This is a genomic window from Catenulispora sp. GP43 (genome assembly GCF_041260665.1).
Taxonomy (GTDB): Bacteria; Actinomycetota; Actinomycetes; order Streptomycetales; family Catenulisporaceae; genus Catenulispora.
In genome coordinates this window covers 1-13,793 of the sequence record NZ_JBGCCT010000051.1, presented here as the reverse complement: position 1 = coordinate 13,793, position 13,793 = coordinate 1, and the positions used below count along the sequence as shown (strand labels likewise).

Here is a 13,793-nt window from a genome sequence, read left to right as displayed (position 1 = left end):
TCGCATATCAGGTCATTCAGAGATCAAATGACTCGGCGGGTGATCAGCGCCCGCTTCACCTCGGCGATCGCCTGCGTGATCTGGATCCCGCGCGGGCACGCCTCGGTGCAGTTGAACGTGGTCCGGCAGCGCCACACGCCCTCGCGGTCGTTGAGGATCTCCAGGCGCTCGTTCGCCCCGTCGTCGCGGGAGTCGAAGATGAACCGGTGCGCGTTGACGATCGCCGCCGGGCCGAAGTACTGCCCGTCGGCCCAGAACACCGGGCACGACGTGGTGCACGCCGCGCACAGGATGCACTTGGTGGTGTCATCGAAGCGGTCGCGGTCCTTCTGCGACTGGATCCGCTCGCGCGTGGGCTCGTTGCCGTGCGCGATCAGGAACGGCTTGACGTCGCGGTAGGCCTGGAAGAACGGCTCCATGTCGACCACGAGGTCCTTGAGCACCGGCAGGCCCTGGATCGGCTCGACGGTGATCGGCTTACTCGGGTTCAGGTCCTTCACCAGGGCCTTGCACGCCAGCCGGTTCTTGCCGTTGATCCGCATCGCGTCCGAGCCGCACACGCCGTGCGCGCAGGAGCGGCGGAAGGTCAGCGAGCCGTCCTGCTCCCACTTGATCTTGTGCAGCGAGTCCAGGATGCGGGCCGTCGGGTCGGCGGTGACCTGGTAGTCGACCCAGTGCGGCGCGGCGTCGACTTCCGGGTTGTAGCGCCGGATGCGGACCGTGATGGTCATCATCGCGATGCCGGCCTTGCCGGAGGCCGACGTCTCGACGTGCTCTTGCACAGTAGCGGTGCTCATCAGTACTTACGCTCCGTCGGCTGGTAGCGGGTCACGATGACGGGCTTGTAGTCCAGGCGGATCTTGTAACCGCCCTCGCCGTCCTTCTCCCGGTAGGCCATCGTGTGCTTCTGCCAGTTCACGTCGTCCCGCGTCGGGTAGTCCTCGCGGGCCTGCGCGCCGCGCGACTCGGTCCGGTTGCGGGCGCCCAGGACCAGGATCTCGGCCAGGTCGAGCAGGAACCCCAGCTCCACGGCCTCCAGCAGGTCGGTGTTGAACCGCTTGCCCTTGTCCTGGACCGCGACGTCCTGGTACCGGCGCTGCAGCTCCTTGACGTCCTTCTCGGCCTGGGCCAGCGTCTCGTCGTTGCGGTACACGCCGGCGTTCTGGTCCATCGTGGTCTGCAGCTCCGAGCGGATCTGCGCCACGCGCTCGTGGCCCGTGGAGTTGCGCAGGCCCTCGACCATCGACACCACGGCCTGCTCCGGCTCGGCCGGCAGCGGCTTGAGCTCGGCGCCGACCGCGTACTCGGCGGCGTTGATGCCCGCGCGGCGGCCGAAGACGTTGATGTCCAGCAGCGAGTTGGTGCCCAGGCGGTTGGAGCCGTGGACCGACACGCAGGCCACCTCGCCGGCCGCGTACAGGCCCTTGACGACGGTGTCGTTGTCGGCCAGCGCCTCGCCGGCCACGTTGGTCGGCACGCCGCCCATCGCGTAGTGCGCCGTCGGGTACACCGGCACCAGCTCCGTGGTCGGCTCGACGCCGAGGTAGGTGCGGGCGAACTCGGTGATGTCCGGCAGCTTTTCCTCGATCTGCTCGGCCGGCAGGTGCGTCAGGTCCAGGTAGACGTAGTCCTTGTTGGGACCGGCGCCGCGGCCGTCGCGGACCTCCAGGACCATGGAGCGCGCGACGATGTCGCGGGGCGCCAGGTCCTTGATGGTCGGGGCGTAGCGCTCCATGAAGCGCTCGCCGTCGGCGTTGCGCAGGATGCCGCCCTCGCCCCGGGCGCCCTCGGTGAGCAGGATGCCCAGGCCCGCCAGGCCTGTCGGGTGGAACTGGTAGAACTCCATGTCCTCCAGCGGCAGCCCGCGGCGCCAGACGATGCCCATGCCGTCGCCGGTCAGGGTGTGCGCGTTGGAGGTGGTCTTGAAGACCTTGCCGAAGCCGCCGGTGGCCAGGATGACGGCCTTGCCGCGGAAGATGTGGATCTCGCCGGTGGCCAGCTCCAGCGCGACGACGCCGGCGGCGTACTTGGTGCCGTCCGGGTCCTCGTGCAGCAGCAGGTCCAGGACGTAGAACTCGTTGTAGAACTCGACTTCCTGCTTGACGCAGTTCTGGTACAGCGTCTGCAGGATCATGTGGCCGGTGCGGTCGGCGGCGAAGCAGGACCGGTGCACCGGCGCCTTGCCGTGCTCCTTGGTGTGGCCGCCGAAGCGCCGCTGGTCGATCTTGCCCTCGGGGGTCCGGGAGAAGGGCAGGCCCATCTTCTCCAGGTCCAGGACGGCGTCGATCGCCTCCTTGCACATGATCTCGGCGGCGTCCTGGTCGACCAGGTAGTCGCCGCCCTTCACGGTGTCATAGGTGTGCCACTCCCAGTTGTCGTCCTCGACGTTGGCCAGCGCGGCGCACATGCCGCCCTGCGCCGCGCCGGTGTGGGAGCGGGTCGGGTACAGCTTCGTCAGCACCGCCGTGCGGCTGCGCTTGGAGGACTCCAGCGCCGCGCGCATCCCGGCGCCGCCGGCGCCGACGATGATGGTGTCGTAGGTGTGGATCTGAGGTGCCATGCGCTCGCCTAGCCCTTGATACTCGGGTCGAACGTGAAGATGACCAGGGTGCCGAGCGCGATCGTCAGCACGGCGGCCGTGTACAGCAGGCCCTTGAGGATCGCGCGGGTGCGGTCCTTGTCGGCGTAGTCGTTGATGACGGTGCGCATGCCGTTGGTGCCGTGGATCATCGCCAGCCACAGCTGCAGCAGGTCCCAGAACTGCCACCACGGCGAGGCCCAGCGGCCGGCCACGAAGGCGAAGCCGATCTTCTCCACGCCGCCGTCGGTGACCATCATGATGAACAGGTGGCCCAGGACCAGGAAGACCAGCAGGACCCCGGAGGCCCGCATGAACAGCCAGGAGTAGAGCTCGAAGTTGCCGCGGGTGACCTTGCCCGGGCCCTTGCGGGTCCGCATGCGCTGCGAGCGGCCGGGGTTCCCGGTGCGCGGCGGTTCGAGGGAGACGTGAGTACTCATGATCGGCTTACCACCCGAACCACTCGTGGAAGGTGTGCTGCATCATCGGCTCCAGGAAGCCGAGCATCAGCACCGCCCACAGACCGACGACGAACCACAGGAGCTGGCGCTGGTACTTCGGCCCCTTGCTCCAGAAGTCGATCGCGATGATCCGCAGGCCGTTGAAGGCGTGGAACATGACGGCGCCGACCAGGCCCACCTCGAGGAGGTTCACCACGGGGTTCTTGTACGTGCCGATGACCTGGTTGTACGTGTGCGGACTGACGCGGACCAGGGCCGTGTCGAGCACGTGTGCGAACAGGAAGAAGAACACGAGGACGCCGGTGACGCGTTGCGCGACCCAGCTCCACATGCCTTCCCGGCCGCGGTAGAGGGTGCCCTTGGCGCCCTGAGCTCCGCTTGCCATGCCCAGCCTCTCAGGTGAAGTAGCTGACGAGACGGCTACCGTTACCGCGCGCATGGGTCTTGACATGCGGACAGGCTTCGATGCCAGCGGTCATGCTAACGATCATCAAGTGGACAAAACGGACTCGCAAGCCGAGTGTGACCAACCCCTCAAGGCCCGGACGCCGAATGGGTAGCATCGGCCCATGTGAGGGATTTGCCAACAGATTCGTTGGCTTAAATACGCCGCGCCCGCCCAGGTCGCGACAAGGTAACGGGCGCAGGTCGGATGGCTATTGCGAAAAATAGAACACGTTATTACCGTGCCCTTCGACCGGTAGCTGACAACCCGTCAGAATCAGGCACCGTCAGATAGACCCCGTGGCTGGGAGGCGCCCGCATGTCCGTCACGACCAAGCCCGAGATCCCGGTCGACCGGGACTTCACCGATCCGGACCTGTACGAGGAGCGGATGCCGTTCGAGGAGTTCGCCGAGCTCCGGCGGTCCGCGCGCCTGTGGTGGTGCGCCACCCCGGACTCCCAGCAGCCGTTCGGTGACGACGGGTACTGGGTGGCCTCGCGGCACGCCGACGTCAAGTACGTCTCCACGCACCCGGAGCTGTTCGCCTCCTCGCCGAACACCGCCCTGGTGCGCTTCGGCCCCCGCGTGACGCGCGAAGACCTCGACATGCAGAAGGTCATCATGCTGAACGCCGACGCCCCGGACCACACCAAGATGCGCAACATCGTCCAGCGCGGCTTCACCCCGCGCTCGATCAACGCGCTGGAGTCGGTGCTCAAGGACCGCACCCGGCGGATCGTCGCCGAGGCGGTGGAGCGCGGCAGCGGGAACTTCGTCGTCGACCTGGCCAGCGAGCTGCCGCTGCAGGCGATCGCCGACCTGATCGGGGTGCCGCAGGAGGACCGCTGGAAGCTGTTCGAGTGGTCGAACACCATGACCGGCTACGACGACCCGGACCTGAACGTCAGCGAGGAGGACGGCAAGAACGCCTCCATCGAGCTGCTGATGTACGCGATGAGCCTGGCGGCGCAGCGCCGCGAGCACCCCGAGGACGACATCGTCACCAAGCTCATCCAGGCCGACCGCGGCGACGGCTTCGGCAAGCTGAACGACGACGAGTTCGGCTTCTTCGTGATGATGCTGGTGGTGGCCGGCAACGAGACCACCCGCAACGCCATCACGCACGGCATGCGGGCCTTCTTCGACAACCCCGCGCAGTGGGAGCTTTATAAGAAGGAGCGGCCAAAGACCGCCGCGGACGAGATCGTCCGCTGGGCCACGCCGATCATCTCCTTCCAGCGCACCGCCGCGGTCGACACCATGGTCGGCGACGTCGAGGTCAAGGCCGGCCAGCGGGTGGTGATGCTGTACTCGTCCGCCAACTACGACGAGAGCGTGATCGCCGAGCCCCACACCTTCGACATCTCCCGCGACCCCAACCCGCACCTCGGCTTCGGCGGCGGCGGGCCGCACTACTGCCTCGGCGCCAACCTGGCGAAGATGGAGATCAACCTGATGTTCGAGGCGCTGGCCGACCTGGCGCCCGGGCTGGCCCCGGACGGGGACGTGCGGCGGCTGCGGTCGGCGTGGATCAACGGGATAAAGGCGTTGCCGGTGCGCTATGCGTAGCGATACGTAGCGCACGCGCGGATGCTTGGGGGTTCCGGGCATCGCGGGGTGCTGGTGGTATAGGCGGGTCGGCGGGTGACGCACGCCTCAGGCCAACCCGTTGGTGCCCTCAAGGGGTACCGAATACCCTGCGGTCAAGGAGGCCGCGTACCCTCGCCGCGAGCCCCGTAGCCTTAAGGAGCCCGAAGGTGTCATCGCTGAGCGAGTCCGGCCTGCCGATCGAGCCCGTGTACGGTCCGTCCGCGCTGACCGGCTGGGATCCGGCCGCCAAGCTCGGCGAGCCGGGGGCCTACCCGTTCACCCGCGGGGTGTACCCGACGATGTACACCGGCAAGCCGTGGACGATGCGGCAGTACGCCGGGTTCGGGACCGCGGCGGAGTCCAACCGGCGCTACCACCAGCTGATCAACGCCGGGACCATGGGCCTTTCGGTGGCCTTCGACCTGCCCACGCAGATGGGCTACGACTCCGACGAGGCGATCGCGGCCGGCGAGGTGGGCAAGGTCGGCGTGGCCATCGACTCGGTCGAGGACATGCGGGTGCTCTTCGAGGGGATCCCGCTGGGCGAGGTGTCGACGTCGATGACGATCAACGCCCCCGGTTCGGTGCTGCTGCTGATGTACCAGCTGGTCGGCGAGGAGCAGGGGGTGCCCTCGAACAAGCTGACCGGCACCATCCAGAACGACATCCTGAAGGAGTACATCGCGCGTGGGACGTACATCTTCCCGCCGAAGCCGTCGCTGCGCCTGGTGTCCAACGTCTTCCAGTACTGCCACCGCGAGGTGCCGAAGTGGAACACGATCTCCATCAGCGGCTACCACATGGCCGAGGCCGGGGCCACGCCCGCGCAGGAGATCGCCTTCACCCTGGCCAACGGCATCGAGTACGTGCGCGCCGCCGTGGCTTCGGGACTTGACGTGGACGACTTCGCGCCCCGCCTGTCGTTCTTCTTCGTGGCCCGCACCACCCTGCTGGAGGAGATCGCGAAGTTCCGCGCGGCCCGCCGCATCTGGGCCCGCGTGATGCGCGACGAGTTCGGCGCCAAGAACCCCAAGTCGCAGATGCTGCGCTTCCACACCCAGACCGCCGGCGTCCAGCTCACGGCGCAGCAGCCGGAGGTCAACCTGGTCCGGGTGGCCCTGCAGGGCCTCGGCGCGGTGCTCGGCGGCACCCAGTCCCTGCACACCAACTCCTTCGACGAGGCCATCGCCCTGCCGACGGAGAAGGCCGCCCGCCTCGCGTTGCGCACCCAGCAGGTGATCGCCTACGAGTCCGACGTCACCAAGACCGTCGACCCGCTGGCCGGCTCCTACGCCATCGAGGCCATGACCGACGAGGTCGAGACCGCGGCCCTGGAGCTGATGGCCCGGGTCGAGGACTACGGCGGCGCCGTCGCGGGCATCGAGGCCGGCTTCCAGAAGCAGGAGATCGAGCGCTCGGCGTACCAGATCACCCAGGAGATCGACAGCGGGAAGCGCACCGTCGTCGGCGTCAACAAGTACACGATCGACGTCGAGGAGCCCTACGAGCCGCTGCGCGTCGACCCCGCGATCGAGGCCCAGCAGGCCGAGCGCCTGGTGAAGCTGCGCGCCGAGCGGGACAACGGCGCCGTGACGAAGGCCCTGGACGCGATGAAGCGCGCCGCGGAATCGGACACCGAGAACGTGCTGTACCCGATGCGCGAGGCGCTGGCCGCGCGGGCCACCGGCGGCGAGGTCAGCCACGCGCTGCGGGCGGTGTGGGGGACGTACGTGCCGGCGGACGCCTTCTAGGCGCCGGACCCCGCCGCCCCGTTCGCGGGGGTACCGCCGATGGCCGGTACCCCCGCGAACGGGGCGGTCTTTTGTGTACGGGGACCTCGGATCGGGGCAACCTCCCTCGGCCGCCCCGTGCTCTAGGTAGGGCGGAAGGGGGTCGTGATGCCCGAGAGCGGCACGGACAACAAGGCCGACGCCGACACCGAGTTCCAGGCCTACATGGCGGCGCGGTGGCCGGTGCTCGTACGGACGGCTTATCTGCTGACGGGAGACCGGTTCCTGGCCGAGGACCTGGCGCAGACCGCGCTGACGCGGGTCTACGCGTCGTGGCGCCGGGTGCGGCGGGCCGACGACGTCGACGCCTACGTGCGGCGGGTGCTGGTCAACGCCAACTCCGGACGGTTCCGGAAACGGCGGGTGGCCGAGCACCTGGTCGCGGCGCCCCAGGACGGGCGCTCGCACATCCCGCACGAGCCGCTCGCCCAGCGGTCCGCGGTGATGGCGGCGCTGGCCGAACTGCCGCCGCGCCAGCGGGCCGTGGTGGTGCTGCGGTACTGGGAGGACCTCTCCGAACGGGAGGTCGCCGCGGTGCTGGGCTGCTCGACCGGGACGGTCAAGAGCCAGGCCTCGAAGGCGCTGGCGCGGCTGCGGAACAGCGCCGCTCTCGTCGATCCCGGGTCGGTACTGGCGGAATCCGGAAGGAAGGATGCGGAATGAACGACGAGTCAGAGCGCGGGGAACTGCACGGCGCGTTCGACGAGGAGGTCTCGGGACTGGTGATCGGCGCCTCGCCGATCGCGGACGTCATGCGGGACGGCGCGGTGCGGCGGACGAGGCGCCGGCTGGCGGTGACGTCCGGGGTGGCGGCGCTGGCGGTCCTGCCGGTCGCCTCGCTGGCGGTCTTCGCCGGCGGCCACCCCGCGAAGGGTGCGGCGGTGAGCGCGGCCTCGAGCCCGACATCGAAGGCGAAGGACGCGGCCAACCCGCCGCCGATCGTCGTGCCCACGCCGCTGCCCGGGCCCGGGAAGGGGAACCCCGCGCTGCCGAACGACAGCGTCGTGGTGCTGGCGAGCGGGACCCAGGACGGGCAGCACTGGCGGCTGGTCCGTGACCGCTACGTGGTGGCGGGTCCCGAACCGGCGAACGTCATGGGCGACCCCAGTTCGCGGCCGCACCTGCCGTACGCGGCGAACTGGGGCAAGCACGGGACCATCGAGTGTGACTTCACCGGACTGCAGTGGGGCGACGGCGCGCCGGGCGACCACACCGGCGGGTTCCTGGCGGGCGGCGGGTGCAACCCGACCGACGACGGCTCGATCACCAGGATGCTGGGGCGGTTCGCCAGTAGCTCTCTTCCCGGCAGCAACCCGGTGAACACGCCCGCCTACATGGAAGGCCGGATCGACGGCACGGACGTGGCGTACATGAGCGTGGACCTCGACGGCTGGACCTCCGGCAAGCAGCCGGTCATCGAGGTTCCGGGGGAGCAGAACGACTACTACGTGGTGATGGTGCCGCAGTCGGCGCTGGCCTACAAAAACGCGGATATCACGGTCTACGACGCCCACGGCCGTGTGCTCGGAACCCAGCGGTACAAAGGCATGACGGGCGGCACCTCGGTGCCGAGCCCGACCGCCGAGAAGTGATCGGGCGACACACCCAGCGCGGTCTCAGGCCAACTCGACTGACCTGAGACCGCACTACCATGGTGGCAGATCTGCGAGCGCAGATCGGGGATCACGGCAGAGCGTTCCGATCGGCGGCGTCAATGGGTGTCAGCATGGGGTTCGGCAAGTACGGCCGGCGCGTAGCGGCCAAGGCCAAGCGCGAGGTCACCGGGATGTTCCGGGCCAAGCCCTATAACCCCGGGCACCCCGTCCCGCCGTCGCGCGACATCGCATCGGCCGAGAACGTCGCCGCCGCCGGGGAGCCGGTCTGGTCGCCGAAGTCCGGCGGCACCTGCGCCAGCAGCGACGTCGAGGGCCGCGTCCGGGTCTACGCGTCGGCGAACAGCGTCAACCTCGGCGCGGGGATCGACTTCATGGTGTCGGTGAACCCGCCACAGCCGTACACCGTCGAGGTGTTCCGGGTCGGGGCCGAGGATGTCAGCGTCCTGAAGACCGAGGGGCTGGACGGTGTGACGCAGGAGTGGTCGGCCCTCGATCTGGTCACCCGCACCATCACCTGTTCCTGGACGCCGAGCTGGCACCTGGACGTGCCGGCCGACTGGCGCAGCGGGATCCACGTCGCGAAGCTGCGGACCGAGGACGGCTTGCAGACGTGCGTCCCCTTCGTGGTGCGCGACGACGCGGGGAGCCACGACATCCTGGTCGCGCTGCCGTTCCCGACGTACCAGGCGTACAACGAGTACCCCAAGGACAAGAAGACCGGCGCGAGCCTGTACTACGCCTGGGAAGACGGCAAGATCCACACCGAGGGCAAGGCCGCGACGAAGGTCAGCTTCGAGCGGCCGTACCACGTCACCGGGCTGCCGGCGAACTTCGACCTGGACACGGCGTTCGCCAAGTGGGTCGAGATCTGGGCCGCCGAGCACGGCAGGAGCATCGGCTACGCCGACAGCGCGAACCTGCACGACGGGACCGTGGACCCGACGCGTCACAAGGCCCTGATCTTCCCCGGGCACGACGAGTACTGGTCGGCGCCGATGCGCGACGCGCTCGACAAGGCGATCGCCAACGGCGCGCATGTGGCTTTCCTGGCGGCGAACAACGTGTACTGGCGTATCCGGTTGGAGGACGGGGGCCGGACGGTCGTCTGCTACAAGAACCGCCCCGACCCCGGCGCGTCGTCGCCGAACGAGCGCACCGCGCAGTGGCGGCAGACGGGACGGCCGGAGCAGGAGGTGCTCGGCGCGCAGTACGTGTCGACGCTGAAGGGGACCGCGCCGCTGGTGGTGGACAACGCGGGCCACTGGTTCTGGGAGGGCACCGGGGTCCGGAACGGGGAGCAGATCCCGGAGCTGCTGTGGGGCGAGTGCGACCAGGTGCAGCCGTGGATTCCGAGCCCTGACGGCGTCGAGATCCTGGCGGCCTCGCCGTACACCGGGCAGGGGCAGCCGCGGATGCAGCACACCGTGGTGCACCAGACGGCGGCCGGCGGGCTGGTCTTCGACGGCGGCACGTTCCACTGGGCGAAGGGGTTGTCCGCGCACGGGATCGCCGACTCGCGGATCCAGCGCGCGACCGCGAACCTGTTGGCGCGGATGCTGGGGGAGTAGGGGAACTGTCGGCACGGGACTGGTTCTGGCTCCCGCTTCAGTACCGAATCAAGATCCTGTCATCCCGGCCGTCGGGCCCCGGCGCGAAGTCGATCGAGGCCGGCGGCACGCCGTCGAGACCGCCGACGTCGGTGCCGTGCAGCGACGCGTCGGCGATGGCGGCCCGCATCCGCGGCGACCACAGGTCCGCGCGGAACAGCACTTTGCGATAGGCGGCCGGATCGACGAGGCCGGCGTGCAGGTCCAGGCTGGTGGCGAAGTCGGTGGCGGTCAGCGGCTCGACGAACGCGGCGTCGGCGGCGAACCCGGCGGGCAGCCCGTTGCCCGCGAACGGCCGGTCGAGCGAGAGCGCGCGGGCCCGCCGCACATCGGCGATCGGCCACGGATTGGCGGCGATGTACGCCGCGAACGGGAGCACCACCAGCGTCGGGAAGCCCGCCGCCAGCGGCCCGCGCACGACGAAGGGCACGTACGCGCTGCGCCCGCGCAACGCCATGACGGACAGCAGCGGCGCCTCGACGGTGAAGCGCGCGACATACAGGCCCGGCGGCCAGGACTCGGGGATGTCGAGCAGGAGTGAGGGCTCCCAGTCGCACCAGGTGAGGGGGACACCCAGGTCGCCGGCCGGGCCGCCGGAGCCAATGCCGCCGGAGCCGATGCCGCCGGAGCTGATGCTGCCGGAGCCGATGCCGCCGACGGCATCGCGGTCCGACCAGTGGGTGCCGCCGGTCGCCCTGCCCGCGCCGCCACCGCCGGTTGTCCAGCCCTTGTCGCCATTGGTGCCATCGCGGTCCAGCGACCGGCTGCCGCGAGCCGCCTCGCCCGCGCCACCGCCGCCGAAATCCTCGCCCGCCGACGAAAACCCGCCGCCGGCCGCCTCGCTCGCGCTGCCACCGCCACCGCTGCCGCTGCCGCCCGCCCCGCCACCGCTGCCGTCGCGGCCCGGCCACCGTCCGCCGCCGCTCGCCTCGCCGTCGCTGCTGTCGAAATCGTCGCGCGTCGGCTTCCGCTCGTCGTCGCCGACCGCCTCACCCTCAACGTCCCCGCCGCTCGCCTCGCCGTGGCCGAACCCCTCGCGCGTCGACCGCCATCCGCCACCCGCGCCCTCGGGCCAGTCGCCGAACCTGGCGTCGAGACGGCCGCCGGGGCCCCCCTTCGCCGCCGTCACCCGCACCCACGTCAGCGCGGCCCCGTCCTGGTCCTCTCCGACGAAGCGCACCGCGGGGGTCGGCACCGGCGTCCCGATGCGGCGCACGGCGACCGAGCACGCGGCGCCGCTGGGCACCGAGACGCGGAACTCCATCGTGCCGCCGGCGGGGGCGCTCGGGGCGGAGGCGTAGGCCTGGATCGCGCGGCGGGCGCCGGGCAGCGGCAGCCGTGGGCTCGGCAGTCGGGCGGGCCTGCGGGTCTTCACAATCCGTCACCCTGACACGCCCGGGTCGGAGAAACGCGTTCCTACCCATGTGGGCCATGGCGCAATCCTCCTATCGGGTCAGAAAATCGCGATCTTCTTCACCCGATCAGCGCATCATTTGACAGACCGCCCCCACAGTCGCCGGTCGCGGGCCTACCCTTGGGCAATGGACCAGGCTCACGAAGCGCCGGTCGCGAGCGACTCGGCCCCCGCATCGGATCAGCACGCGCACGTCTCGGACGTGCTCGACGTGGCGGGCCACCTCGTGCCAGAGCTGGTCCTGTTCCGACGGGACCTCCATGCCAACCCCGAGCTGAGCCGTGCCGAGTTCCGGACCACCGCGGCCATCGCGGCCCGGCTGGAGCGGGCCGGGCTCGCGCCGCGGGTGCGCGGCGTCGGGACCGGACTGGTCTGCGACATCGTCCCGGCGGGCAGCGAGAAGCTGCCCTTCCTGGCTTTCCGGGCCGACATCGACGCGCTGCCGGTCGAGGAGAACAACGAGCTCGAGTTCCGCTCGCGGGTCCCGGGTGTCATGCACGCCTGCGGCCACGACGTGCACACCGCGGTGGTCCTGGGCGCCGGCCTGACCCTGGCCGAACTGGCGCGCGCCGGGCGGCTGACCCGGCCGGTGCGGCTGATCTTCCAGCCCGCCGAGGAGGTCATGCCCGGCGGCGCGCTGGACATGGTGGCCGAGGGCGCGCTCTACGGGGTCAGCAAGATCCTGTCCATCCACTGCGACCCGAAGCTGGACGCCGGCCAGGTGGGCCTGCGCACCGGCGCCCTGACCGCGGCCTGCGACATGGTCTCGCTGACCCTGGACGGCCCCGGCGGCCACACCTCCCGGCCGCACCTGACCGCCGACCTGGTCTACGCCCTGGCCTCGATCGTGGCCGAGGTCCCGGCGGCGCTGTCCCGGCGCATCGACCCGCGCGCCGGCCTGTCCCTGGTCTGGGGCCAGATCGCGGCCGGCAGCGCGCCGAACGCGATCCCGGGCAGCGGCTCGGCCCGGGGCACCATCCGCACCCTGGACCAGGACGCCTGGAACCAGGCCCCGGACGTGGTGCACGAGCTCGTCGACGCGATCGCCGCGAAGTTCGGCGTCAAGCACACCCTGGACTACGTGCAGGGCGTGCCCCCGGTGGTGAACGAGGCCGAGTCGGTGGCCCTGCTCCGCACCGCGGCCTCCCGGGCCCTGGGCGGCGACGCGGTGGTCAGCACCCCGCAGTCGCTCGGCGGCGAGGACTTCGCCTGGTACCTGCAGCGGGTGCCCGGCGCGATGGCCCGGCTCGGCGTGCGCACCCCCGGCGAGAAGGCCGTGCGCGATCTGCATCAGGGGACGTTCGTGGCCGACGAGGGCGCGATCGCGGTCGGCGTCCGGATGCTCGCCACCGCCGCGCTGTGCGACTGGATCAGCTGAGCGCACGCGGGAAGGGGCGCTGGTGAGTTAGCGGCGCTTGTGAGTTATCTGCGGGTGGCGGGTGGCGGGTGGCGGGTGGCGGGTGGCGGGTTGCGGGTGGTGCGATGCGGTTAAGTGGTGGGTTTTAGGAGCTTTTTACGGCTTCGCGCATGGTTTACGGGACCCGTTGGTGGCGCGGGTTGGGTGGTGGGTCTGGTCGCGTGACGGCGGCGGTGGTGTGGGCAGGTGGTCGGGTTTACGGCGACAGTCAAAAACCACAGTCAAGAGCGCCTCCGGCGGCGCCTGCGCGGCGAGCGGCCTCGCTCCGGGGATGGGGGGTCGCGCTGGCTGCTGCCGGTCGCTGCTTGTGGTCGCCTTCGTCCCGGATTCCCCGTCGCATCGTCGCCTAACGGAAGCAGACCGGGCCCGTGGTATCAAGCCGGATCACACGCTGCTGTGGTGCTGTGACGTGCGGCTTGACACCACGGGCCCGGTCAGCTTGGCTACGCCCGCCGACGCGACGGGGAATCCGGGACAAACCCACCTGTGGGAACGGTTCCCGCACTCTAGGCTCGCCAGTCACGGCCGCCGCGTGTGCGTCCCGGAGTGGACCCCGTCCACACCACAGGCCGGGGTTGTCCCGGATTCCCCGTCGCGTCGGCGGTGCTTGCACAACTAGCCCGTCTGACCGGTGTCAAGCCGCACGCAGCCCGACCACAGCAGCGTGTGATCCGGCTTGACACCGGTCAGACGGGCTAGTTCCCTCCGGGCGACGATGTGACGGGGAATCCGGGACGAAGGCGACCACAAGCAGCGACCGGCAGCAGCCAGCGCGACCCCCCATCCCCGGAGCGAGTAGGGATGGCGCGTTGCCGCGCCGTTGGGTCGGCGCGAAAATGTGCCTGCACGGTGCTGCCCGCATCGAGCACGTGTGG

General features: G+C 70.1%; 11 protein-coding genes. 6 read left to right on the top strand and 5 right to left on the bottom strand.

Annotated elements, in window-relative coordinates:
- Positions 1–23: 23 nt before the first annotated feature.
- Genes ABH926_RS50860 through sdhC form a run of 4 tightly spaced genes read right to left on the bottom strand, consistent with a single transcriptional unit; the run spans position 24 to position 3,424 of the window.
- Positions 24–797: a succinate dehydrogenase iron-sulfur subunit gene (locus ABH926_RS50860; protein ID WP_370354214.1), complete on the bottom strand. Its 774-nt coding sequence runs from the start codon at positions 795–797 to the stop codon at positions 24–26.
- Positions 797–2,560 (bottom strand): succinate dehydrogenase flavoprotein subunit, encoded by a 1,764-nt coding sequence (gene sdhA, locus ABH926_RS50855; protein WP_370374640.1) that lies wholly within the window; start codon positions 2,558–2,560, stop codon positions 797–799. The genes ABH926_RS50860 and sdhA overlap by 1 nt, the downstream gene beginning before the upstream one ends.
- Before the next feature lie 8 nt (positions 2,561–2,568).
- Positions 2,569–3,018, bottom strand: a complete 450-nt coding sequence (locus ABH926_RS50850) for a succinate dehydrogenase hydrophobic membrane anchor subunit (protein WP_370374639.1) — start codon at positions 3,016–3,018, stop codon at positions 2,569–2,571.
- A gap of 7 nt (positions 3,019–3,025) precedes the next feature.
- Positions 3,026–3,424 carry a succinate dehydrogenase, cytochrome b556 subunit gene (gene sdhC, locus ABH926_RS50845; RefSeq protein ID WP_370337001.1) on the bottom strand — a complete coding sequence of 133 codons (399 nt, stop codon included), beginning with the start codon at positions 3,422–3,424 and terminating at the stop codon, positions 3,026–3,028.
- 378 nt (positions 3,425–3,802) lie between these two features.
- On the opposite strand from sdhC, the gene ABH926_RS50840 reads away from it, so the two are divergent.
- From ABH926_RS50840 to ABH926_RS50820, 5 genes are all read left to right on the top strand, one after another.
- Positions 3,803–5,053, top strand: a complete 1,251-nt coding sequence (locus ABH926_RS50840) for a cytochrome P450 (protein ID WP_370374638.1) — start codon at positions 3,803–3,805, stop codon at positions 5,051–5,053.
- Between the two features lie 188 nt (positions 5,054–5,241).
- Positions 5,242–6,825, top strand: a complete 1,584-nt coding sequence (locus ABH926_RS50835; RefSeq protein WP_370374637.1) for a methylmalonyl-CoA mutase — start codon at positions 5,242–5,244, stop codon at positions 6,823–6,825.
- A 147-nt stretch (positions 6,826–6,972) separates the two neighbouring features.
- A complete protein-coding gene (locus ABH926_RS50830; RefSeq protein ID WP_370374636.1) occupies positions 6,973–7,527 on the top strand; it encodes a SigE family RNA polymerase sigma factor in 555 nt (184 codons plus the stop codon).
- Positions 7,524–8,456, top strand: coding sequence for a hypothetical protein (locus ABH926_RS50825; protein ID WP_370374635.1), 933 nt, complete (start codon positions 7,524–7,526; stop codon positions 8,454–8,456). The genes ABH926_RS50830 and ABH926_RS50825 overlap by 4 nt, the downstream gene beginning before the upstream one ends.
- Positions 8,457–8,590: 134 nt before the next feature.
- Positions 8,591–10,048 carry a N,N-dimethylformamidase beta subunit family domain-containing protein gene (locus tag ABH926_RS50820; protein WP_370374634.1) on the top strand — a complete coding sequence of 486 codons (1,458 nt, stop codon included), beginning with the start codon at positions 8,591–8,593 and terminating at the stop codon, positions 10,046–10,048.
- A gap of 37 nt (positions 10,049–10,085) precedes the next feature.
- On the opposite strand, the gene ABH926_RS50815 is transcribed toward ABH926_RS50820, so the two are convergent.
- A complete protein-coding gene (locus ABH926_RS50815) occupies positions 10,086–11,462 on the bottom strand; it encodes a N,N-dimethylformamidase beta subunit family domain-containing protein (RefSeq protein WP_370374633.1) in 1,377 nt (458 codons plus the stop codon).
- 166 nt (positions 11,463–11,628) lie between these two features.
- On the opposite strand from ABH926_RS50815, the gene ABH926_RS50810 reads away from it, so the two are divergent.
- A complete protein-coding gene (locus ABH926_RS50810; protein ID WP_370374632.1) occupies positions 11,629–12,879 on the top strand; it encodes an amidohydrolase in 1,251 nt (416 codons plus the stop codon).
- Positions 12,880–13,793: the final 914 nt, after the last annotated feature.